The 21,942-nt window shown below is 70.1% G+C and carries 22 protein-coding genes and 1 pseudogene; 16 read left to right on the forward strand and 7 right to left on the reverse strand.

Annotated elements, in window-relative coordinates:
• The first annotated feature begins 351 nt into the window (after nt 1–351).
• On the forward strand, nt 352–549 hold the full coding sequence (locus tag ACIOD2_RS08145; protein WP_400535735.1) for a hypothetical protein: 198 nt from the start codon (nt 352–354) through the stop codon (nt 547–549).
• 1 nt (nt 550) lies between these two features.
• Here the strand turns inward: ACIOD2_RS08145 and ACIOD2_RS08150 are convergent, their stop codons facing one another.
• Nucleotides 551–1,786: an ROK family protein gene (locus tag ACIOD2_RS08150; RefSeq protein WP_400535738.1), complete on the reverse strand. Its 1,236-nt coding sequence runs from the start codon at nt 1,784–1,786 to the stop codon at nt 551–553.
• Nucleotides 1,787–1,917: 131 nt separating this feature from the next.
• On the opposite strand from ACIOD2_RS08150, the gene ACIOD2_RS08155 reads away from it, so the two are divergent.
• The 7 genes from ACIOD2_RS08155 (at nt 1,918) to ACIOD2_RS08185 (ending at nt 10,529) form a co-directional block, all read left to right on the forward strand.
• Nucleotides 1,918–3,105, forward strand: a complete 1,188-nt coding sequence (locus ACIOD2_RS08155; RefSeq protein ID WP_400535741.1) for an ROK family protein — start codon at nt 1,918–1,920, stop codon at nt 3,103–3,105.
• Nucleotides 3,106–3,424: 319 nt separating this feature from the next.
• Nucleotides 3,425–4,981 carry an ABC transporter substrate-binding protein gene (locus ACIOD2_RS08160; RefSeq protein ID WP_400535744.1) on the forward strand — a complete coding sequence of 519 codons (1,557 nt, stop codon included), beginning with the start codon at nt 3,425–3,427 and terminating at the stop codon, nt 4,979–4,981.
• A gap of 84 nt (nt 4,982–5,065) precedes the next feature.
• The gene (locus ACIOD2_RS08165; RefSeq protein WP_400537945.1) at nt 5,066–6,121 is read left to right on the forward strand and encodes an ABC transporter ATP-binding protein; all 1,056 of its coding nucleotides are present in this window, start codon (nt 5,066–5,068) and stop codon (nt 6,119–6,121) included.
• The gene (locus ACIOD2_RS08170; RefSeq protein ID WP_400535747.1) at nt 6,118–7,098 is read left to right on the forward strand and encodes an ABC transporter permease; all 981 of its coding nucleotides are present in this window, start codon (nt 6,118–6,120) and stop codon (nt 7,096–7,098) included. Before ACIOD2_RS08165 ends, ACIOD2_RS08170 begins: the two co-directional genes overlap by 4 nt.
• 1 nt (nt 7,099) lies before the next feature.
• The gene (locus ACIOD2_RS08175; protein ID WP_400535750.1) at nt 7,100–8,095 is read left to right on the forward strand and encodes an ABC transporter permease; all 996 of its coding nucleotides are present in this window, start codon (nt 7,100–7,102) and stop codon (nt 8,093–8,095) included.
• Nucleotides 8,092–9,084, forward strand: a complete 993-nt coding sequence (locus tag ACIOD2_RS08180; RefSeq protein WP_400535753.1) for an ABC transporter ATP-binding protein — start codon at nt 8,092–8,094, stop codon at nt 9,082–9,084. The genes ACIOD2_RS08175 and ACIOD2_RS08180 overlap by 4 nt, the downstream gene beginning before the upstream one ends.
• Before the next feature lie 41 nt (nt 9,085–9,125).
• Entirely contained in the window at nt 9,126–10,529 is a 1,404-nt protein-coding gene (locus tag ACIOD2_RS08185; RefSeq protein WP_400535756.1) for a GH1 family beta-glucosidase, read from the forward strand.
• Nucleotide 10,530: 1 nt separating this feature from the next.
• Here the strand turns inward: ACIOD2_RS08185 and ACIOD2_RS08190 are convergent, their stop codons facing one another.
• Nucleotides 10,531–11,589 (reverse strand): hypothetical protein, encoded by a 1,059-nt coding sequence (locus ACIOD2_RS08190; RefSeq protein WP_400538060.1) that lies wholly within the window; start codon nt 11,587–11,589, stop codon nt 10,531–10,533.
• A gap of 93 nt (nt 11,590–11,682) precedes the next feature.
• Nucleotides 11,683–11,895, reverse strand: a pseudogene (locus ACIOD2_RS08195) (multiprotein-bridging factor 1 family protein); the annotation flags it as partial.
• A 164-nt stretch (nt 11,896–12,059) separates the two neighbouring features.
• On the opposite strand from ACIOD2_RS08195, the gene ACIOD2_RS08200 reads away from it, so the two are divergent.
• The 3 genes from ACIOD2_RS08200 to ACIOD2_RS08210 all read left to right on the forward strand — a co-directional run bounded on the left by ACIOD2_RS08200 (nt 12,060) and on the right by ACIOD2_RS08210 (nt 13,946).
• Nucleotides 12,060–12,467, forward strand: coding sequence for a hypothetical protein (locus ACIOD2_RS08200; RefSeq protein ID WP_400535759.1), 408 nt, complete (start codon nt 12,060–12,062; stop codon nt 12,465–12,467).
• A 169-nt stretch (nt 12,468–12,636) separates the two neighbouring features.
• A complete protein-coding gene (locus tag ACIOD2_RS08205) occupies nt 12,637–13,278 on the forward strand; it encodes a DUF2306 domain-containing protein (RefSeq protein WP_400537947.1) in 642 nt (213 codons plus the stop codon).
• Nucleotides 13,275–13,946 carry a DUF2306 domain-containing protein gene (locus ACIOD2_RS08210; protein ID WP_400535761.1) on the forward strand — a complete coding sequence of 224 codons (672 nt, stop codon included), beginning with the start codon at nt 13,275–13,277 and terminating at the stop codon, nt 13,944–13,946. The genes ACIOD2_RS08205 and ACIOD2_RS08210 overlap by 4 nt, the downstream gene beginning before the upstream one ends.
• Here the strand turns inward: ACIOD2_RS08210 and ACIOD2_RS08215 are convergent.
• Nucleotides 13,903–15,057: an acyl-CoA dehydrogenase family protein gene (locus ACIOD2_RS08215; protein WP_400535764.1), complete on the reverse strand. Its 1,155-nt coding sequence runs from the start codon at nt 15,055–15,057 to the stop codon at nt 13,903–13,905. The two genes, ACIOD2_RS08210 and ACIOD2_RS08215, sit on opposite strands and share 44 nt — an antisense overlap.
• A complete protein-coding gene (locus ACIOD2_RS08220; RefSeq protein ID WP_400535767.1) occupies nt 15,054–17,396 on the reverse strand; it encodes a bifunctional salicylyl-CoA 5-hydroxylase/oxidoreductase in 2,343 nt (780 codons plus the stop codon). Before ACIOD2_RS08220 ends, ACIOD2_RS08215 begins: the two co-directional genes overlap by 4 nt.
• 66 nt (nt 17,397–17,462) lie before the next feature.
• Between ACIOD2_RS08220 and ACIOD2_RS08225 the strand changes: the two genes are divergently transcribed.
• Complete coding sequence (locus tag ACIOD2_RS08225; protein ID WP_400535770.1) at nt 17,463–17,858, forward strand: RidA family protein; 396 nt, start codon at nt 17,463–17,465, stop codon at nt 17,856–17,858.
• Here ACIOD2_RS08225 and ACIOD2_RS08230 read toward each other — a convergent pair.
• Nucleotides 17,845–18,699 carry a PaaX family transcriptional regulator C-terminal domain-containing protein gene (locus ACIOD2_RS08230; protein ID WP_400535773.1) on the reverse strand — a complete coding sequence of 285 codons (855 nt, stop codon included), beginning with the start codon at nt 18,697–18,699 and terminating at the stop codon, nt 17,845–17,847. The two genes, ACIOD2_RS08225 and ACIOD2_RS08230, sit on opposite strands and share 14 nt — an antisense overlap.
• Nucleotides 18,700–18,750: 51 nt before the next feature.
• On the opposite strand from ACIOD2_RS08230, the gene ACIOD2_RS08235 reads away from it, so the two are divergent.
• The 3 genes from ACIOD2_RS08235 to ACIOD2_RS08245 are packed head-to-tail and all read left to right on the forward strand — an operon-like array spanning nt 18,751 to nt 20,639.
• The gene (locus ACIOD2_RS08235; RefSeq protein ID WP_400535776.1) at nt 18,751–19,428 is read left to right on the forward strand and encodes a GNAT family N-acetyltransferase; all 678 of its coding nucleotides are present in this window, start codon (nt 18,751–18,753) and stop codon (nt 19,426–19,428) included.
• Nucleotides 19,429–19,471: 43 nt separating this feature from the next.
• Nucleotides 19,472–20,242: a hypothetical protein gene (locus tag ACIOD2_RS08240; RefSeq protein ID WP_400535778.1), complete on the forward strand. Its 771-nt coding sequence runs from the start codon at nt 19,472–19,474 to the stop codon at nt 20,240–20,242.
• A 37-nt stretch (nt 20,243–20,279) separates the two neighbouring features.
• Nucleotides 20,280–20,639, forward strand: coding sequence for a PLDc N-terminal domain-containing protein (locus ACIOD2_RS08245; protein ID WP_400535781.1), 360 nt, complete (start codon nt 20,280–20,282; stop codon nt 20,637–20,639).
• A gap of 165 nt (nt 20,640–20,804) precedes the next feature.
• Here the strand turns inward: ACIOD2_RS08245 and ACIOD2_RS08250 are convergent, their stop codons facing one another.
• Entirely contained in the window at nt 20,805–21,269 is a 465-nt protein-coding gene (locus ACIOD2_RS08250; RefSeq protein ID WP_400535784.1) for a MarR family winged helix-turn-helix transcriptional regulator, read from the reverse strand.
• A gap of 146 nt (nt 21,270–21,415) precedes the next feature.
• On the opposite strand from ACIOD2_RS08250, the gene ACIOD2_RS08255 reads away from it, so the two are divergent.
• Entirely contained in the window at nt 21,416–21,811 is a 396-nt protein-coding gene (locus tag ACIOD2_RS08255; RefSeq protein ID WP_400535787.1) for a nitroreductase family deazaflavin-dependent oxidoreductase, read from the forward strand.
• Nucleotides 21,812–21,942: the final 131 nt, after the last annotated feature.

The raw sequence follows: 21,942 nt of genomic DNA on the forward strand, positions 1-21,942 counted from the left end.
GTGGGCTGGCGCCGGGCGGTGGTTTGGAGGGGTGGGCGCTGCTGGGGCCGTGCGTTGGAGGTTGGGCTGGCGCCGGGCGGTGGTTTGGAGGGGTGGGCGCTGCTGGGGCCGTGCGTTGGAGGTTGGGCTGGCGCCGGGCGGTGGTTTGGAGGGGTGGGTTTTGCTCGGGGGCGTGCTCCGAAGGCGGGACCCTGCTTGGGTCGGCCCCCGGAGGATGGTCCAGCACCGGGTATGCCTTGAGGGGTGGGCCCTGCACAGGCGCGCGCCGGAGGATGGACCAGCGCCGGGCCGTGTTCTGAAGGGTGGGCCCTCTTCGAGGCTCGCGCCGGCCGGAATCGAGGGGAAGAGCTCATGGCCAGTGATCGTCCGAAGCCACCGCCCGGGATGCTGCCCGCCGCGCTGGTGCTGCTCGCGGCTGCCGTCGGCGGTGCCGTGCTGGCCTTCGCGCACACCAGCGTGCTGAACCTGATCCTGGGGATCGCCCTCTTCGCGGGCGGTGGGTTCCTCGGTGTCGTCTTCCTCTACGCCTGGTTCAAAGGCCGGAAGTAACTCAGGCCGCGTCGGAGTTGGAGGCTCCGGGCTTCGCGATCCGGGACGTCGCGCCCTGTTCCAGCAGGTCCGCCACCGGTAGCGTCGCCGCGCCCGTTGCGACCGCGTCCAGGCCCAGCGACCCGAGCTGGATCGACGTCTGGCTGAACGGGTGCCGCAATGCGTGCTCGCCGGCGGCGGAACGGATCTGCGGCAGCAGCTGCTCGCCCAGCGCCAAGCCCGCCCAGCCGCCGATCACTATGCGCTCCGGGTTGAACAGGTTGATCAGGTTCGCGATCCCGGCACCGAGGTAACCCGCCGTGTCCTCCAGGACGCGCGCCGCCGTCTTGGACTTCGGGGCCGCCTCCAGCAGGGCCGCGAACCGGGCCTGCTCGTCCTCGCCCGGGATGTCCTTGCCGCGGGCGCGCCGGTAGCGCGCGAGCACCCCGCCCGCGCCGATGTAGGCCTCCAGGCAGCCGCGCGCGCCGCAGCGGCAGTCGTGCCCGCCGTACGCGATCGTCGTGTGGCCCCACTCGCCCGCGCTGCTGGTCGACCCGCGGTACGTCGTGCCGTCGGTGACCACCGCCGCGCCGACGCCCGAGCCGATCAGCGCGATCACCGCGTGCCGCGCCCCGCGGCCGGCGCCGAACCACATCTCCGCCTGGCCCTGCGTCTTCGCGCCGTTGTCGACGAACAGCGGGAGCATCACGCCGGCGTCCTGCAACAGCGCGACCAACGGGACGGCGTCCCAGCCGACCGTCGGCGCGTGGACCAGCACCCGCTCGCCCTGCTCGACCGTGCCCGGCACGCCGATGCCGACGCCGAGCACGGCGGAGTCGTCGATGCCCGCGCTGGCGAACACCTCCCGCAGCCCGGACGTCACCTGCTCGACCGCCGTCGCCGGGTCCGGCGCCGCCGGGAGCGGGTGCTCGACCGTCGCGAGGCGGTTCATCGCCAGGTCGAACAGCTCGACCTTGACGCCGGTCTCACCGATGTCGACGCCGGCGACGTGCCCGTACGCCGGGTCGACGCGCAGCAGCACACGCGGCCGGCCGCCGTCCGATTCCACCTGGCCCGCTTCGGTGATGAGCCGTTCCTCGCCCAGCTCGGCGGTCACGTTGCTGACCGTGGCGGCACTCAATCCGGTCAGCTGGCTCAGTTCGTGCCGCGAGAGCGGGCCGTCGAAGTAGAGTTTCGACAGCAGCAGGGAACGGTTGTGCCGCCGCAGATCGCGGACGGTGGTGCGCTTGCTCGCCATGGGCAACCCATCTGAACTCTTACCGGCTACTGACAGGATGCCTGATCACCCTAAGTTGTGGCCATGTATTAACTGGTGAACTAAGTCCCGAACTGGTGGTCGTACAGCATGTATCTGGCACAATCCCCACCGTGACCCAGGTGGTGCGGCAGACGACCAGAGACCTCCGGCGGCACAATCGTGCGGCACTGCTCTCCACCCTCTACCTCCACGGCCCGGTCAGCAGACTGGAACTGGTAGCTGAATCGGGATTGTCGGCCGCCACCGTTACGAACGTCGTAGCCGAACTGATCGCCGACGGTGTCGTCGCCGAGGCCGGATCGGTCGAATCGGACGGCGGCCGCCCGCGGACGCTGCTCGCCGTGCGGCCCGATTTCGGGCACGTCGTCGGGGTCGACGTCAGCGAGACGCACGTCGAGGTCGGCCTGTTCGACTGCGCGCTCGGGACGCTGGGCACCGTGCGCCACCCGCTGGTCGGCACCCGGCTGGACCCGGGTGAGGTGGCCGCGCTGGTCCACACCGGCATCGCGGAGGTGCTCGAGGGTGGCGGGGCGGACGCGGTGTTCGGGGTCGGCATCGGCGTGCCCGGCGCGGTCCGCGACGGCGGGATCGTCCACGCGCCCACCCTCGGCTGGCGCGGCGTGGCCTTCGCCGACCTGATCCGCCCGCACGTCGTCGCGCCGCTGCACCTGGACAACCGTGCCCGCACGCTGGGCCAGGCCGAGAGCTGGCTGGGCGCCGGCCGAGGTGCCGACCGCGCCATCGTCGCCCTGCTCGGCGTGGGGGTCGGGGCCGCGGTCGCGACGGCCGGGCCGTCCCACCCGGGCATCACGACCAGCGAGTGGGGGCACACCGTCGTCAAGGCGGGCGGCGCGGCCTGCCGGTGCGGGTCGCACGGGTGCCTGGAGGCCTACGTCGGCACCGAGGCCGTCGTCCGGCACTACGCCGACCGGGTGGGAAAAGAACCGGTCATCGGGGACGAAAGTGACGCCGAACTGGCCCGTATCGTAGCCGAAGCCCAGGTCAGCGGCCCCGCCGCGGAGGTGCTGGCCGAGACCGGCGAGTACCTCGGGATCGGCATCGCGAACCTGATCAACCTGCTCAGCCCCGATCGGGTAGTGCTTTCCGGCTCCGCGGGGGCGATCATGGGTCCGGCGATCCTGCCCGCCGTGCGCGACGCGGTCGGCCGGCACGCGCTGGACTACCTGGCCGGGCGCACCGAGGTCGTCCTCGGCCGGCTCGGGCCGGAGGCCGTCGCGCTCGGGGCGGCCACCCTGCCGGTCGCCCAGCTGCTCGCCGCGGGTGGCCGGACCGGCTGAAATCCCTTGCGTCGCAAGGGGTAAACCGCCGGTCGGCCCAAGCCTGCGAGTTCTTTCAGTACTTAAACTTAGGTACAAAACGTTACCGCCGTGTTATTGACGTGACCCGAGTCACCCAGGTTGACTCGTGGCGTCGTTCGGTCGCCGGCGGTCGGGGCTCGCTACCAGTCGACACGGAGTAGTCGTCGATGACCAGGAGGAACCGATGCGAGTCAAGCGCTCCATCGTCGCAGCGCTAGTGGCAGTAATGGCCCTGGGGGGCTTGACCGCGTGCGGGGGAGGTAGCAGCTCTAGCGCAGGCCAGGGCAACCCCAACGCCGTGCTCAACGTGGGCATGCCGAACGGCCCGCAGTCGGAGAACAACAACCCGTTCCTCGAGACGTCGGCCGCGGCCAACCTCGGGTACCGCTGGACGATCTACGAACCCCTGGTGATGCTCAACCGCGTCAAGCCGCAGGAGCCGGGCAAGCCGTGGCTGGCCACCAAGTGGGACTGGACGGAGAACTACAAGAAGCTCGTCCTGACCGTCCGGGACAACGTCAAGTTCTCCGACGGCCAGCCGATGACCGGTGACGACGTGGCCTACACGTTCGGCCTGCTGCGGGACAACAAGGCGCTGAACATCGACGCCGTCCCGTACAAGGACATCACCGCCGCCGGCAACCAGGTGACGCTGACCTTCGACAGCTCCCAGTTCGTCAACCAGGTGAAGATCCTGCAGACGATCGTGGTGCCGAAGCACATCTGGCAGGGCATCAAGGATCCGGCGCTCGACACGATCAAGAACCCGGTCGGCACCGGCCCGTACACGCTCAAGTCGTTCACCCCGCAGACGGTGATCGTCAGCCAGCGTGACGGCTACTGGCAGGAAGCGCCGAAGGTCAAGGAGATCCGCTACACGTCCTACACGGACAACAACGCGCAGGTCTCGGCGCTGGCCAGCGGTGCGGCCGAGTGGAGCTTCGTCTTCATCCCGAACTACAAGGCCGTCTACACGAACAAGGACCCCGAGCACTACAAGCTCTGGTTCCCCGCGCAGCTGGCCGTCCACGGCCTGTGGTTCAACACCGAGAAGGCCCCCTGGAACAGCGCGCCGCTGCGCCAGGCGATCAGCAAGGTGATCAACCGCGACGACATCTTCAACCAGGGTGAGGCCGGCTACTTCTACCCGAAGAACGACCAGGTCACCGGCATTCCGACGCCGGCGGGCGACCCGTTCATCGCGCCGCAGTACAAGGGCCAGACCGTCAAGGTCGACGTCGCGGCGGCCAAGGCGCAGCTCACCGGCGCCGGCTTCACGTTCAACGGCGACAAGCTGCAGGACCCGTCCGGCAAGCCGGTCACCCTCAAGCTCACGGTTCCGTCGGGCTGGTCGGACTACATCACCGACCTGGAGATCATCAAGGACAACCTGTCGCAGATCGGCATCACCGCGACGGTCGACAAGATGAACCAGGACGCGTGGACGAAGTCGGTCGACACCGGTGACTTCGAGGGCCTGATGCACTGGACCAACGACGGTGCGACGCCGTACGACCTGTACCGCGACGTCATGGACGGCAACCGCTACAAGCCGACCGGCCAGGGCAACATCAACGGCAACTACGGCCGCTTCAAGAACGACGAGGCGACCAAGGCGCTCGAGACCTACGCCAACGCCGAGGACGACGCCTCCCGCACCGCCGCCATGGCGACGCTGCAGAAGATCATGATCGACCAGCAGCCGATGATCCCGACGTCGGCCGCGAACTCCGGTGGCGAGTACAGCACGAAGAACTGGACGGGCTGGCCCGAGGAGGCGAACCCGTACGCCCCCGCGCAGCCCACCCTGCGCAACGCGCTGGACATCATCCTGCACCTGAAGCCCGCGGCCTGATCGATGGCGGACCCAGGTGTGAAGACCGAACACGGGGACGGCCGCGGCGACGCCGCGGCCGCCCCGGCCCCCTCCGATCCGGCCGTGGCCGGATCGGAGGGGGAAACCCCCGGTGCGGTCGTCCTCGAGGCGGAGGGCCTGACCAAGCACTTCCCGGTGCGGCGCAAGGGACGCGCCGGGCTCACCGGCCCGCGCCGCGCCGTCCAGGCCGTCGACGACGTCTCGCTGACGTTGCGGCGCGGGCGCGTCACCGCCTTGGTCGGCGAGTCCGGCTCGGGCAAGTCGACCGTCGCGCGGCTGCTCGCGCAGCTCTACCCCCGCACCGGCGGGGACATCCGGTTGCACGGCGAGACGGTGAACGTCCGCGGCGGCCGGGCCTTCCGCGCCTACTGCCGCAAGGTCCAGATGATCTTCCAGGACCCGTTCGCGTCGCTGAACCCGGTGCACACCGTGCGGTACCACCTGACGCGGGCGCTGAAGATCCACGGCCGCGACGGTGAAGACCTGGAGCAGGCGCTGCACGACCTGCTCCTGCGCGTCCAGATGACACCGCCCGAGCGGTACATCGACAAGTTCCCGCACGAGCTGTCCGGCGGGCAGCGCCAGCGCGTCGCGATCGCGCGGGCGCTCGGCGCCGATCCGGAGGCCCTGCTGGCCGACGAGCCGGTGTCCATGTTGGACGTCTCCATCCGGCTCGGCGTGCTGAACCTGTTGCGGGACCTCAAGGAGCGCCTGCACCTCGCGATCCTCTACATCACCCACGACATCGCGTCGGCCCGCTACTTCGCCGACGAGACGATGGTGATGTACGCCGGCCGGATGGTCGAAGGCGGCGACAGCGAGACGATCACGCAGAACCCGGCACACCCGTACACGCGCCTGCTGATCGACTCCGCGCCCGACCCCGACCGGCTCCAGGTCGCGGACGGCGACAGCGAGCTCGCGCCCGGTGAGGTGCCGGCCGAGCGCGGGGCCGGCGAACCGCCGAGCCTGATCGACCCGCCGTCCGGCTGCCGGTTCCACCCGCGCTGCCCGGTCGCGATGGAGCGGTGCAAGACCGACCTGCCGCCGCGGTTCGAGGTCGACGACGCACCCGGCCACTGGGCCGCGTGCTGGCTGTACGACGGGGCCGCCCGATGAGGTACCTGCTGCAACGGCTGGCCTTCTACCTCTTCACGGCGTGGGCCGCCGTCACCATCAACTTCTTCATCCCGCGGCTGATCCCGGGTGACCCGGTGCAGTCGCTGATCACGAAGAACCAGGGCACGCTGAGCGCGGACGCGATCCAGTCGCTGTACGTCCTGTTCGGACTGGACAAGAACGAGAGCATGGTGACCCAGTACTTCCACTACTGGGCCCAGCTCTTCCGCGGTGACCTCGGGCTGTCGTTCACGTTCTTCCCGACCCCGGTCACCGAGGTGCTCGGTGACAGTCTGCCGTGGACGATCATCCTGGTCGGCATCACCACGATCATCGGCTTCCTGGTCGGCACCGGCCTCGGCGTGGTCGCCGGCTGGAAGCGCGGTTCGTGGGTCGACGGCCTGCTGCCGGTGACGACGTTCCTCTCGTCGGTGCCGTACTTCTGGCTCGGCCTGATCGCCCTGACGCTGCTGGCCGGGCCGGGGAGCTTCTTCCCGTCGTCCGGCGGGTACGACCCGGGCCTGATCCCCGGCTGGGACCCCGAGTTCATCGGGAGCGCGATCCAGCACAGCCTGCTGCCCGCGATCACCATCCTGATCAGCTCGATGGGCAGCTGGATCCTGGGCATGCGCAACATGATGGTGACCGTCGCGTCCGAGGACTACGTCACCGTCGCGCACGCCAAGGGCCTGTCCGAACGCCGGGTCGCGGTCGGTTACGCGGCGCGCAACGCGCTGCTGCCGAGCGTCTCCGGGTTCGCGCTGGCGCTCGGGTTCATCGTCGGCGGCACCCTGCTGGTGGAGATCGTCTTCTCCTACCCGGGGGTCGGCTTCGAGCTGTTCCAGGCGGTCGGCTCGCAGGACTACCCGCTGATGCAGGGCATCTTCCTGATCATCACGCTGTCGGTGCTGGTGGCGAACCTCCTCGCGGACGTCGCCTACCTCGCGCTCGACCCGCGGACCCGGAAGGCGGGCTGACATGGCGGTACCAGCAGCGGACGTCAAGGCCGCCCAGGCCCTCCCGGTCGACGCCATCGCCGGGCGCGCCAAGCGGCGCAAGTTCCGGTTCCTCACCGGTGGCAAGACGATCACCGGGCTCAGCGTCATCGTGTTCTTCCTGATCATCGCGGTGATCGGGGAGTGGATCGCGCCGTTCGACCCGTCGGCCCGCAGCAACGACCTGCTCGAAGGGCCGTCGGGGCGGCACTGGTTCGGCACGACCCACCTCGGCCAGGACATCTTCAGCCAGGTCCTGGTCGGCACCCGCAGCGTCATGCTCGTCGGCCTGACCGCCGGCGTGGTGGCGACGATCCTCGCGGTCATCGTCGGCGTGACGTCCGGCTATCTCGGCGGGACACCGGGTGAAGGACTCTCCGCACTGTCCAATGTGTTCCTGGTGATCCCGGCGCTGCCGCTGATCATCATCATCGGCAGCGCGCTGCCGAGCGGTGGTGACTACCTGGTGGCGGTGGTCATCGGGTTCACGTCGTGGGCGTGGGGCGCGCGAGTCCTTCGGGCACAGACGCTTTCGTTGAGAGGCCGGGAATACGTCGAAGCGGCGCGCGCCACCGGCGAGTCGACGTGGCGGATCATCTTCTTCGAGATCCTGCCGAACCTGACGGCGGTGATCGCGTCCAGCTTCGTCGGCACGGTGATCTTCGGCGTGATGTCGGAGATCACGCTGGCGTTCGTCGGCGTCTCGAGCTTCTCGAACTGGAACTGGGGCACGATCCTGTTCTGGGCGCAGAGCCAGCAAGCGCTGGCGCAGGGCGCCTGGTGGTGGTTCGTGCCGGCCGGGCTGGCGATCGCCGTCCTCGGCACCGCGCTGTCCCTGCTGAACTTCGGCATCGACGAGTTCGTCAGCCCGCGGTTGCGCGGCAGCGGCAAGGCGAAGGTGCGGGACATCCACGGGCGCACCCAGCGCATGCGAGTGGGCTTCACGCCCGTGCTCGGGCGGGAGGAACAGGCATCATGACACCGGTCCTGGAGATCAAGGGCCTCGACGTCGACTACGGCGTCGGCGACGAAGCCGTCCGCGCGGTGCGCGACGTGCACCTGACGCTCAACCGCGGCGAAGTCCTCGGCCTGGCCGGGGAAAGTGGCAGCGGGAAGTCCACTTTGGCCTACGGGCTGACCCGGCTGCTCGCGCCGCCGGGCGTGATCCGCGGCGGCGAGGTGATCTACCACCCCGAAAACGCCGAGCCGTACGACGTCCTGAAGCTGAACCACAAGCAGCTGCGCGACTTCCGCTGGGCCGAGACGTCCATCGTGTTCCAGGGCGCGATGAACTCGCTCAACCCGGTGCACAAGGTCGTCACCCAGCTCGTCGACGTCATCAAGGCGCACGAGCCGGACACGACCCGCGCCGGGCGGGCGGCTCGGGCGAAGGAGCTGCTGAAGCTGGTCGGGATTTCGGCCGACCGGCTGGAGGCCTACCCGCACCAGCTCTCGGGCGGCATGCGCCAGCGCGTGATGATCGCGATGGCGCTGGCGCTCGAACCGCGCGTGGTCATCATGGACGAGCCGACCACCGCGCTCGACGTCGTGATGCAGCGCCAGATCCTCGGCCAGCTCGTGGAACTGCGCGAGCGGCTGGGCTTCTCGGTCCTGTTCATCACGCACGACCTTTCGCTGCTGGTCGAGTTCTCGGACCGGATCGCGATCATGTACGGCGGCCGGATCGTCGAACAGGCGCCGGCGGCGGCGCTCTACCGGGACGCGCTCCACCCGTACAGCTACGGCCTGCTGAACTCGTTCCCCGCCCTGCGGGGTCCGCGACGCGAGCTCAGCGGGATCCCGGGATCCCCACCGGACACGCGCGGGATGCCGGCCGGCTGCGCGTTCCACCCGCGGTGCCCCAAGGCCTTCGAGCCGTGCGACTCGAAGATCCCCGTGCTGGGCCTGCCCGGCGGGGACGCTTCGCGCGAAGTGGCGTGCTTCCTGCACCCCGTCGCGACCCCCTGAACGCCGTCTGCCCTGTCCGGTACCACTGGAGGAGACCTGCCTTGACCGAGACCACAGCCGCGACCGCCGAGCAGCAGGCGTTGATCGACAGCCTGCCGCAGGACTTCCGCTGGGGCGTGGCCACCGCCGCGTACCAGATCGAAGGGGCGGTTTCCGAAGACGGGCGCACACCGTCCATCTGGGACACTTTCTGCCAGGTCCCGTGGGCGATCGACAACAATGACAACGGTGACATCGCCTGCGACCACTACCACCGGATGCCCGCGGACATCGGCCTGGTGGACGAGCTCGGCGCCGACACCTACCGGTTTTCCGTGGCGTGGCCCCGGGTCCAGCCGCGCGGCCGCGGGCCCGTCAACGAGGCCGGCATCGGCTTCTACGACCGGCTGGTCGACGAGACGCTCGCCAAGGGCATCACGCCGTGGCTGACGCTCTACCACTGGGACCTGCCGCAGGAGCTCGAGGACGCGGGCGGCTGGCCGTCGCGCGACACGGCGTACCGCTTCGCGGACTACTCGATGCTGGTGTTCGACCGGCTCAAGGACCGCGTGCGGCACTGGACGACGCTGAACGAGCCGTGGTGCTCGGCGATGCACGGGTACGTGCACGGCGTGATGGCGCCGGGCCGCCGTGACTACGCGGCCGGTCTGCACGCGGTGCACCACCTGCTGCTGGGCCACGGCCTGGCGACGCAGCGGATGCGCGAGGCCGCGCCGCCGGACACCGAGTTCGGCATCACGCTCAACATGTGCACGGCCGACCCCGCGACGGACTCCGAAGAGGACGTCCGCGCGGCGCGCCAGGCGGACGGCCTCGGCGTCCGGATCTACCTGGACCCGCTGGTGCGCGGGGAGTACCCCGCGGACGTGGTCGAGGACCTGGCCGCACGCGGCGTGAAACTGCCGGTGCAGGACGGCGACCTCGAGATCATCTCGACCCCGCTGGACTTCCTGGGCGTCAACTACTACTTCGGCCAGCAGTTCTCCGGCGTCGACGAGCAGGGCAGCGCGGTCGATCCGGACGGCGTCCCGGCGTCCCGCACGGTCCCGTTCGGCGAGCCGACGACGGCGATGGGCTGGGAGATCCTGCCGGGCAAGTTCACCGAGCTGCTGACCCGCCTGGGCCGCGACTACCCGAACCTCCCGATGTACATCACGGAGAACGGCTCGGCCTTCGACGACGACCCGGACTCCGACGGTTTCGTCCACGACGAGCAGCGCACGGCGTACCTGGCCTCGCACATCGCGGCGGTGGCGGCGGCACGTGAGGCGGGCGCGGACGTCCGGGGTTACTTCGCCTGGTCCCTTTTGGACAACTTCGAGTGGGCGTACGGCTACGCGAAGCGCTTCGGCCTGATCCGGGTGGACTACGAAACCCAGGAGCGCACGATCAAGCAGAGCGGCTACTTCTACCGCGACACGGTGCGCCGGGTCCGCGGCAGCTGACTCAGATCGGGACGCCGGTCCGGCGCGCGAACGCGGGGAGCCCTGGGAGGCTTCTCGCGTTCGGGTGCCGGATCAGGCTCTCGGTGATCCGGTGGATCGTCTTGCGGTAGCGCACCTCGTCCGGTGACGCGTGCTCCGCCAAGAGCAGAGCTCGATAGCACTGCTCCGGCTTGCCCCATTGGTGGAACGCTCGAGCGACGTCCGAGTAGTACCGCGCCCGTCGTTCGACGACCGGGATGGCGGCAGGGTCGATGCGTCGTGCGTACTCGATGGCGGCGCCCGAATCACCGAGAACACGGGCGATGCTGATCTGGTAAAGACCGACGGCAGTGGGATTGAAAGCCGTCGCGTGTGGACCGGAGGAAACCCGCTCGGCCGCGTCAGCGGCTTCAAGGATCAGTGTTTTCGCGGTGTCGCGGTCTCCGTCGACGGCCGCGGTGTAAGCGCCCGTCTCGAGTAACGAGCCGTATACGGACAAATGCTCCGCTCCGCGATGCAGTTCCGGCTGCAGAGCGGCAGCAGCGTCGACGACGAGTTGACGAGCGGTTTCGGCACGGCCCGATCGGCGAAGCACGATTCCCCAGGTGCGGCGGGTGGTGGCCTGGGTGAGCACGTCACCGCCGGCGTCCGCGGCCTGGAGTGCGCGGTCGGCACTGGTCCAGGCCAGCCGATCGTTTCCGACCTTGATCATCAGCTCGGTCGTCAGCGTGTACAACTCGGCGAGGTGCCGGTTGACGGTCGCGACGTCCTCGGCCGAACGCGATTCCGCTCGAGTCGCCATCGCCCGGGCCAGCACTCGGGGGATCAGGGCCGCGAGGTCGGCGTATTTTGCCTGCTCGAAGACCGATCGGGTTCGCACCACCGTTTGCGCGAGTTCTGGCAGCGACGCGGGTCCCGCATTCGCGATCGGCGGGTTGAGCAACGCGCTTTCGAGCGAGCGGATCGGGTCGGCGGCGCCGAACGCGGGCTGCGCCCCGAGCAGGGCGCTCCCGGCCAGCCCGCCCACTCCGGCCAGCAAAGTGCGACGCCGCATCGGGTCGTCCTCCTCGAACATCGGCACCGGAACCGGGCCAACAGTAGGCCCACAACCAGGCGCCGTCTTGTCGGACACTCCGTGTGGGTTATCAGGAAGGAGACCGAAGACTTGGATCGGCAGGCCGAGCGCGACCGCCAAAAGCTGCAGGACACCGACGTCCCGAAGCGGTGACCTGCCCGTTTCCCACCGCGAGATCTGGCTGGCCGAACAACCGCACCGATGACCGAGCGCGCCTTGCGTCCACCCGGCGGCACAACGCGCGATCCGGACGACCTCGCGAGGTGGGCGAGGATGCCGGAGCAACTGGCCGAGTACGTCGTCGTGACTCATCAGGGCCTCCCCGAACGGGGTCCAAGCTCTCCAACGGTAACCCGGACCAGCACCTGAGAAGCGAATTTGCAGAATCCGCACACGATGTGCGTGATCGGTACGGCCGATAGGCCCAGCGTCTGCGCCGCGGTTCGGTGGAGGTCAGTCGCGGAAAGGAGAGGCGAATGGATCGGTCTCTGGTCATGGCCGTTTTCACGGCCGCCGATGCTCGGTTCGATCCGTGCGGCGCGGTCGCATTCGCGCACCGTCTCGGAGGCGAAATCGATGCGGGGCGGATCGTTTTTCCCCGACCGCTCGTCGTGGGTGGCGGTTGCCCGCACGGGTGTCTCGTGCTGGATCGCTTTCCCGCTGATCTGACCGGGCTGTCCCAGGCGGCGCGGACACTGGCCCGTGGCCTCGTCGACATCGCCGGAGCGGGGTTCACGATTCACGTGTGCGGAGCACCCGGCGTTGCTGCCGTGGCCATCGTGACACGTGCGGTGAACTGCGAATTGAAGGCTCATCGAGGATCGGCAGGGCCGGTCGGCTGGATCACCCGGCAGGGTAGAGCGGTGCTCTTCGCGGTGTTGTGAGATTCGGCGGTAGGGCGGGCCCCACCAGGGTGGCGGTGGTGGGCCCCATGGTCCGGACCCGGGGGTTTCCCTAGCTTCGTACGGGTAGCCGACCCTTGGGGGAGTCATGAGCGTCCGGACGGAGACCAGACCCGCACCTCGGAAGACGGCCTGGTGGCGGCGGCCCTGGATCGGGCCGCTCGCCCTGCTCGTCGGGGCCTTTCTCGCCTTCTCGCTACCGCCTTATCTCGCCTTTGATCCGGCGCGGTCGAGAGTGCCGCAGCCGGACGGGTTTCCCGCGCACTACTGGTTCCTCGTCGCGCACGTGATCTTCGGAACGGTCGCCATGGTGGGTGCCGTGCTGCAGATCTGGCCGTGGCTGCGGCGGACGTACCCCGTTTTCCACCGTTACGCCGGCCGCGCGTACGTCTTCGCCGGGGTACTGCCGGCCGGGGTCATGGCATTGGTCATCGGGTCGCAGAGTCCGTTCGGCCCGACGACGCGGGTCAGTGACGTCCTCTCGGCGCTGCTCTGGCTCGGGTGCACCTTCGCCGGTTGGCGGGCGGTGCGGGAACGGCGGTTCGACGACCACCGACGGTGGATGATTCGCAGTGCGGCGATGACGTTTTCGATCCTCGTCAACCGCCTCATCAGCCCGATCGCGATGGTCGTGCTGGAGCCCCGGATCCCGACCCTGTTCGGCGGCAGTGAACTCGCCTACTCGCAGAGCGTCGCCGCGATTTCGTCGTGGGGCAGCGTCGCGTTCGCGCTCATCCTGAGCCAGCTGTACCTGGATCGCCGTCCGACGCGGAAACCGGCGGGTGTGCGATGAGTGTCCAGTTGGAAGCCCCACCGGCGGTCAAGCGCTGGTGGCGACGTCCTTGGGTCGCGCCACTCGCCCTGGTCGTCGCCGCTTTCCTCGTCTACTCCGTGCCGCCTTACCTCACCCTGGATCCGGCGCAGGCGCGGGTGCCCGCACCACCCGGGTTCGCCGCGCACTACTGGTTCCTCGTCGCGCACATCCTGTTCGGCACGATCGCCATCGTCGGCGTCATCCTGCAGATCTGGCCGTGGCTGCGCCGCACGCATCCCGTGCTGCACCGCCGGATCGGGCGGGTCTACGTCTTCGGCGGCGCGATCCCGTCCGCGCTGATGGCGTTGAGCATCGCCCTGTCGAGCCCGTTCGGCCCGGCCGCCGGGGTGCTGAACGTCGTCGCCGCCTTGCTGTGGCTGGGCTTCACCATCGCCGGCTTCCGCGCGACCCGGCAGCACCGGTACGCCGACCACCGGAAGTGGATGATCCGCAGTTTCGCGATGACGATGAACACCCTGCTCAGCCGGGTGTACGCGCCGATCGCATTCCTCGCGCTGGGCCCGCACTACTCCGGCATGGAGACGCTGATGCCGGCCGCGGCCACCCTGAGCGGCACGCTGAGCCTGTTCACCCTGCTGCTGGTCAGCCAGTGGTGGCTCGACCGGAAGCCAGCCAGCGCGCGATGATCGTCCGCTGGATCTCCGACGCTCCTTCGTAGATGCGCGGCGCGCGGACCTCGCGGTAGAGGTGCTCCAGCAGGTGTCCTCGCCGCAGGGCCCGCGCGCCGTGCAGCTGCACCGCCGAGTCGACGACGAACTGCGCGGCCTCGGTGGCGAACAGCTTCGCCATCGCCGCGCGGCCGCCGAGGTTCTGCTCACCCGCGTCGTACGCGCCCGCCGCCGCGTAGACCAGCAGCCGTGCGGCTTCCGTGCGGGTCGCCATCTCCGCCAGCGCGTGCGCGACCGCCTGCTGCTTGATCAGCGCACCACCAAAGGCTTCGCGCTGTCCGGTGTAGTCCACAGTGGCGTCCAGCGCGGCCTGCGCCATCCCGACGGCGAACGCGCCGACGCTGGGGCGGAACAGGTCCAGCGTCCGCATCGCCACGGCGAAGCCGCGGTTCTCCTCACCGAGCAGCTCTTCGCGCCGGACCTCGACGCCGTCGAACGTGACCGTGCCGATCGGGTGCGGGCTGACCAGGTCGAGGTGCTCGCCACCCAGCCCCGGCCGGTCACCGGGGACGACGAACGCGCTGACCCCGCGTGAACCGGCGCCTTCCGTGGTGCGGGCGAAGACCGTGTAGAAATCGGCCTCGGGCGCGTTGGAGATCCACATCTTCTCGCCGGTGAGGCGCCAGCCGTCACCGTCGGCCTCGGCCTTCAGGGACAGCGCCGCCGCGTCCGAACCGGCGTCCGGCTCGGTCAGGGCGAACGCCGCCACCGCGTCCCCGGCCGCGACAGCGGGCAGCCACTTCGCAACCTGATCGTCCTGTCCGGACTGGAGCACGGGGTAGGTTCCCAGTCCCTGCAACGCCAACGCCGTCTCGGCCTCGGTGCTGACGGTGGCCAGGTTCTCCCGCAGGATGCACAGGTCCGTCGCGGCGGCCTGGCGTGACGGCGTTCCGGAAGCGACACCCGGGAAGAGCCGCGCGAGCAGGCCGAGCGCGCCCATCGCCTTGAGCAGCGGGCGGTTCACCGCACCCTCTGCACCGGACTCGGCGAGCGGGCGCAGCTGTTCCTCGGCCAATCGCCGGACGTCCGCCGCGAAGGCGAGCTGGTCCGCGTCCAAGGTGAAGGTCATGACGGAGCTCCCGGTCGCCAGCGGGCGTGTGCGGTGCCGGTCGGCCCCGACCGGACGAGGTCCAGCCGCGGTTCCGGGCCGTCGCTGCGGCCGGTCTGCGGCTTGCGGTTGCCCGCGGCGAACGGCTTCGGCCACGCCAGCGGGTAGTCCTGCTCGGCCGCCGCGTGCAGCGTCCACTGTGGATCGTAGAGGTGCGTGCGGCCCAGCGCGCACAGGTCCGCGCGCCCGGCCAGGATCAGCGAGTTGACGTCGTCGTACGACGAGATGGCGCCGACGGCGATCACCGCGATGCCGTACTCCTGCCCGATCTCGTTGCGGATCCGGTCGGCGTACGGCGTCTGGTAACTGCGGCCGTACTGCGGCTTCTCGTCGCACACCACCTGGCCGGTCGAGACGTCGATGCCCGCGGCGCCGTGGGACGCGAAGGCACGGGCGATCTCGACGGAGTCATCGGCGTCGATCCCGCCGTCGGCCCAGTCGGTCGCCGAGATCCGGACCGTCATCGGCCGCTCGGCGGGCCAAGCCGCGCGGACCGCGTCGAAGACCTCGAGCGGGAAACGCAGCCGGTTCTCCAGCGAGCCGCCATAAGAATCGGTCCGCCGGTTGGTCAGGGGAGAAAGGAAAGACGACAGCAAATAGCCGTGCGCGCAGTGCAGTTCGAGGACGTCGAACCCGGCGCGGGCCGCGGCCTCGGTGCACGCGATGAACTCGCCCAGAATCGACGCCATGTCCGTTGTGGACAGTTCACGCGGGACCTGGTTCCGGTCGGAGTACGGCAATGCGGAAGGCGCGCAGACCGCCCAGTTGTCCGTCGGCAGCGGCTCGTCGATGCCGTCCCACATGAGCTTCGTCGAGCCCTTGCGCCCGGAGTGTCCCAACTGGACACCGATCCGGGCGGCCGACTGGGTGTGCACGAAGTCGACGACGCGCTTCCACCCGGCTTCCTGTTCGGCCGTGTAGAGGCCGCCGCAGCCGGGCGTGATCCGGCCTTCGGGGGAGACGCAGACCATCTCGGTCATCACCAGGCCGGCGCCGCCGAGGGCCTTGCTTCCCAGGTGCACCAGGTGGAAGTCGCCCGGCACACCGTCCACAGCGGAGTACATGTCCATCGGCGACACGATGATCCGGTTGGACAGCTCCAACTCGCCGAGCTTGAACGGCTGGAACATCGGCGGCCGCGACGTCGTGCCGAGCGAGCCCGCGAACCAGTGGTCCAGCTCGCCCGCGAACTCCGGGTCGCGCAGGCGGAGGTTGTCGTAGGTGACGCGGCGGCTGCGCGTCAGGATGTTGAACGCGAACTGCGGCGGGTCCTGGTGGGCGTACTGCGCGATGTTCTCGAACCACTCCAGGCTGGCCTGCGCGGCGCGCTGGGTGGACGTCACGACCGGACGACGTTCCAGCTCGTACGCCTTGAGCGCCTCCGCCACCCCCGGCTGTTCGTGCAGGCACGCGGCCAGCGCCAGCGCGTCCTCCATCGCCAGCTTCGTGCCGGAGCCGATCGAGAAGTGCGCGGTGTGCGCGGCGTCGCCGAGGAGGACGACGTTGCCGTGCACCCAGGTTTCGCAGCGCACTGTGCCGAACGTGACCCACTTCGAGTTGTTCGCCATGACGGCGTGGCCCTGCAGCACGTCGGCGCACAGTTCGCGGATCAGCGAGATCGACTTCTCGTCACTCTCGCCCGGCTTGAGCGAGGTCGCGGCGATCGAGCCGAACGTCCGCTGCCAGACGTCCTCCTGCACCTCGAGGATGAACGTGCTGCCTTCGCGCCCGTACGGGTAGCCGTGGATCTGCATGATCCCGGCCGGCGTCTCGAGGACGTAGAACTTGAAGGCGTCGAACACGAGGTCCGTGCCGAGCCAGATGTAGCGGCACCGGCGCGTCTCGACGCTCGGCCGGAAGTGCTCGGCGAGCCGCGATCGCACGGCCGAGTTGACGCCGTCGGCGGCGATGACCAGGTCGTAGCCCGACAGGTCGGCCGGCGCCTCCTCGCGGAACCGCAGCTCGACGCCGAGTTCGGCGCAGCGGTTCTGCAGGATGCCGAGCAGGCGCTTGCGGCTCATCGCGGCGAAGCCGTGGCCGCCCGAGGTGGTGACCGTGTCGCGGTAGTGGACGTCGATGTCGTCCCAGCGGGCGAACTCGGCGCGCATGGCCTCGTGCACCGCCGCGTCGGCGTGCTCGATGCCGCCGAGCGTCTCGTCGGAGAACACCACGCCGAAGCCGAAGGTGTCGTCGGGCGCGTTGCGCTCCCAGACCGTGATTTCGTGACCCGGGCCCAGCTGTTTCGTCAGCGCGGCGAAGTACAGGCCCGCCGGGCCGCCGCCGATGACCGCGATACGCACGCCGTCCAGGGTATGTCGTCATGAGTACGACCGTCAATAAGGCGAAAGATGGTCTACGGTGTCCGCATGGAACGCATCAACCCGCCGGAGCTGGGCAAGCCCTCCGGGTTCTCGCACGCGGTGGTCGCCGAGGGCCGGGTCGTCTTCCTCGCCGGGCAGACCGCGCTGGACGCGTCGAACAAGATCGTCGGCGACGGCGTCGTCGCGCAGTTCGAACGCGCGCTCGGCAACCTGCTGACGTCGCTGCGCGCGGCCGGCGGTTCTCCAGGGGATCTGTGCAGCGTGACGATCTACATCGTCGACATGGCCGACTACCGGGCGCACGCGCGCGAGATCGGCGCGGTCTGGCGGCGGCTCGCGGGCACCGAGTACCCGGCGATGGCCGGCATCGGCGTCGACCGGCTCTGGGACGAGGAAGCGCTGGTCGAGGTCCAGGGCTTCGCGGTCGTCAGCCGAGGCTGATCGCCCGCGAGACGTACGCGCGGGCCGGGTCCTCCAGCCGGGCGTGCAGCTCGAAGAACAGCTCGGCCGCGCGGATGCCCGACCAGTCGCGCGGCAGGAACTCCGCGGGCAGGCCGGGGTCGAGGTAGGGCATCCGGCGCCAGCCGGTGAGCACCCGGACGTAGTCGCCGAAGGCCTCTTCGTCGGCGACGGACTTGCGCCGCTGCCAGCGCCGCAGCGCCGGGCCGTGCTCGTCGAGGAACGTCGTGTACAGCTCGTCGAGCCGGTCGAGGTCCCACCAGTCGCGGACCTTCGCCGCGACGTCGCCGAAGGCCAGGTGGTCGGCCCGGAACAGGTCGGCGTAGCTGGCGAGGCCGAGGCGGGTCAGGGCCTCCGCGGTGACGTCGTGCAGGTGCGCCGGGGCGATCCAGACGCCCGAGGCGGCGGTGCCGAAGCCCATCCGGGCGAGCTGGGTGCGCAGCAGGTGGCGTTTGTGGCGCTCGGTCTCCGGGACCGAGAACACCGCGAGCAGCCAGCCGTCGGCCGGGGTCGCGCGTTCGCGGCGGAAGATCCGCTCGTCACCCTCGCGCAGGATCCCCCGGGCGTCGTCGGACAGCTCGTACCCGGCTGTCGCGTTGCGACGGACCGCCTCGAGGATCCCGCGGCGCTTGAGCCGGGAGATCGACGAGCGCACGGCCGGCTCGTCGACGCCGACGGCGGCCAGCAGGTCGATCAGCGAAGCGACCGAGAGCCAGCCGCCCTCGTTGCGCGAATAGAGGCCGTACACCGTCACGATGAGCTGGCGAGGCTGGGCCGCACGGCCGGAGCCGTCCAGTTCGGTTGCCTCGGGTACGGCCGTCATCCGGCCACAATAACAACCGGCCGCCGGGGGCTCCGCTACGATTTCGCCGCGATGCTGCCAGCCACCAAGGGGATCTTCGACCGGCTCACCCGGCGCGGCCGCCTGATGTCCAAGCGGACCTGCGACCGGCAAGGCCATGTGGTGCGCTCCGGGCCCTTCCTGTTCCGCACGCCCACCGCCTGGGAGTACGCCGCCGCCGTCGCCTGCGGCAGCGATCCCGCCGCGCAGCGCTGGCTCGGCTGGCAGCGCGACTCGATCGTCGCCCGGGGGGCCCGCGCGGACGCGCTGCGGGTCGTGCCCGGCACCGGCCCGGACTGGGTCTCGCCCGATCCGCAGTCGATCGACCTGGTGATGATCGACGTCGAGGCCGGCCGCTGCGTCGGACTGGTCAGCGTGCACACCGGCGAGGACGGCGGGCCGGAGACCGGCGGTTACCTCGCCCCGGACTACCGCGGCCGTGGCATCGGCCGGGTGCTCTTCGCCGCCGGGCTGACCCTGGCGCACGACCACCTGGGCCTGCCGCGGGTGCGGGCCGGCGCCGAGGTGGGCAACGTCGCGAGCGCGCGGTCGCTGCAGGCCGCCGGGCTCGCCCGCGTCGCCGGCCCGCCGACCTACCGGCTGCCCGACGGCCGCGTCACCGAGGCGTGGTGGTTCCAGCACGACGTCCCGCGGGTGACCCGCTGCGCCGGCCCGCAGGCGACGTGGTTCCCGGCGTCCGCGGTGCTCTGAAACTTCGGCGGGCGCCGACGTTTCCCGCGCTTACGGTCATCGCATGACCCAGCTGACCGCCCCGGTGCCCCCTGTTCCCGCCGACGTCCCGGTCGGCGGTGTCGCCTGGCTGCGCGCGTCCGTCGCCCGCTTCAGCAACGGTGCCGATCACGCCCGGCGTCGGGCCTTGGCTGTTGAGCTGTTGGTGGGGATCGACCCGGAGTCGTTGCGGGACAAGGCTTTCGCGTGGACCCAGCGGATCATGGCGGACGTCGAGGACGTCGACGTGATGGCCGTGATCGCCCGGCCGGTGCCGGTCGGCGTGCTCGCGGAGGCGCTCGGGCTGCCCGACGTCTCGGCGGAGGTGGCGCTGGTCGCGGCCGCGTACCACCCGCACGTCACACCGTCGGAGGCGGCGGAGGCGGCGATGGCACGGCTGATCGAGGTGTGCGGCGGAGCCACCGAACTCGCGGCCGCCCGGATCGGCCTGCTGGTCCAGGCCTGCGACGCCACCGCCGGGCTCATCGGCAACGCGCTTTCCGCGGCACTGGCCGGAAAACCGGGCGAGCTCCTGGCCGACCCGCCGGTGCTGCGCACGCGCCGCCGGATCGGCGGCGAGGACGTCACGGTCGAACTGACCGCGACGCCGTTCGGTGCCGGGCCACGGGAATGCCCGGGTCCGGCGCACGCGATCGCCCTCGCCACCGGAGTTCTCGAGGCGCTGCGCGGGTTTCGCCTGACAGAAGCGGAAACGGCGTGGGTGTCGTCGCCGAATCTCCGGATGCCCGCGGTGCTGCGGGTGACCCGCGGAAGTTCCATTGGTGGCCTCTGCTAGAACTACCGCGTTCGTTTGTCTGGGGGAAGGCCGGAAATTGCTGTACATGGATGGGCTGCTGGGCTTCGTCACGCTCGGGTTGTGGATCTTCTGCCTGGTCGACGTGATCACCACGGACGAGTCGTCGTGCCGCAACCTGCCGAAGATGTTGTGGCTGCTGCTCGTGTTGCTCGTGCCGCTGGTCGGCTCGATCGTCTGGCTGGTCGCGGGCCGTCCGCAGCAGGTGTCGCGCGCCGCCGGCCGCTACGAGCGCAACGCGCCCGCGTTCCCGGAGTACGACCGGCCGGGCCGCTTCGCGGCGACCAGCGCGGACGACGACGAGGAGTTCCTCCGCAAGTGCCGCGAGCGCGCGGAGGCGCAGCGGAAGCTGGCCCGCGAAAAGGGCAGCGACGCCTGAGCCGTGTCGTCCGTCCAGGTACGCGTGTCGTCCGCCTGAGTACGTGTGTCGTCCGTTGCGTCACGCTTGATGATGGTGATGCCCAGCCGCGGGCGTACCTGCGTGGACGACACGCGTACTCAGCGGGACGACACGCGTACTCGGATGGACGACACGAGGCCTGAGTCAGCAGGTGGGGCCTTCGCAGGTGCCGCGTTCGTAGGCCTCCAGCGTCGAGATCACCAGCTTGCGCTGGGCCGGCGTCAGCGGGGCCAGGGCGTTGCTCCAGGCCTGCGCGCCGCGGGCCAGCCAGGCGTCGACGGCCGGGCGCTTGTCCGGCGTGATGCTGACGATCGTGCGGCGGCGGTCGGCCGGGTCCTCGTCGCGGTTCAGCACACCCTGGCGGCTGAGGTCGCCGACCATCAGGCTCGCCGTCGTCGGCGCCACCTCGAGGCGGCCGGCCAGTTCGGTGACCGTCATGGGGCCGTCGAAGAGCAGGTAGGACAGCAGAGACAGGTGCCGCGGCGCCAGCGTGCAGCCGTTGAGCTCGTCGGGGACCGGAGTGCGCTTCGCCCGGCCGACCAGGCGCGGCATGAGTAACAGGAGCTGCCGCACGCCGTCCTCGACACTCGGCCCGGCTTCCGTTGACATCGCACTCCTCCCGTCGGTAGCTTTGTTTGCAAAACAAACGCTTCGACCGCTCCCGAGCGTACCTCGGGGGCACCGATCGAGCGTACCGGCAAGAAACAGGGGTCGAGATGACGTCCGAGGTTCCGGGGTTGGCCGAAGTTCGTGAGATGAACAAGGGGGTCGTCGAGGAGTTCCGCGCGAACGCGGGCATCGTCGGCGGGATGTTCGAGGGCAAGAACGTGCTGCTGCTCACGACGATCGGGGCGAAGAGCGGCGAAGAGCGCCTGTCGCCGCTGGCCTACACCCGCGACGGCGACCGCATCGTGATCGCCGCGTCCATGGGCGGCGCGCCGAAGAACCCGGCGTGGTTCCACAACCTGGTCGCGAACCCCAAGGTCACGGTCGAGGTCGGCACCGAGAAGTTCGAGGCGACGGCCACGGTGATCGCCGACCGCGCCGAGCGTGACCGCCTGTACGCGGGCATGATCGCCCACGCCGAGGGCTTCGCCGACTACGAGAAGAAGACCGACCGGATCATCCCGGTCGTGGTCCTGGAGCGCTGACAGCCGGCCCCCGTGTCGTGGGTGTTTTGTGGGGGGGCCACCCCCCCCAAAACAAACCCCCCCCCCCCCCCGACCCCCCCGGCGCCCCCCCCCGCCGGGGAACCCCCCGGGACGCGGGCCCCCCGGCGGGG

It is taken from the genome of Amycolatopsis sp. NPDC088138, assembly GCF_044741685.1.
In the GTDB taxonomy this organism is placed as follows: domain Bacteria; phylum Actinomycetota; class Actinomycetes; order Mycobacteriales; family Pseudonocardiaceae; genus Amycolatopsis.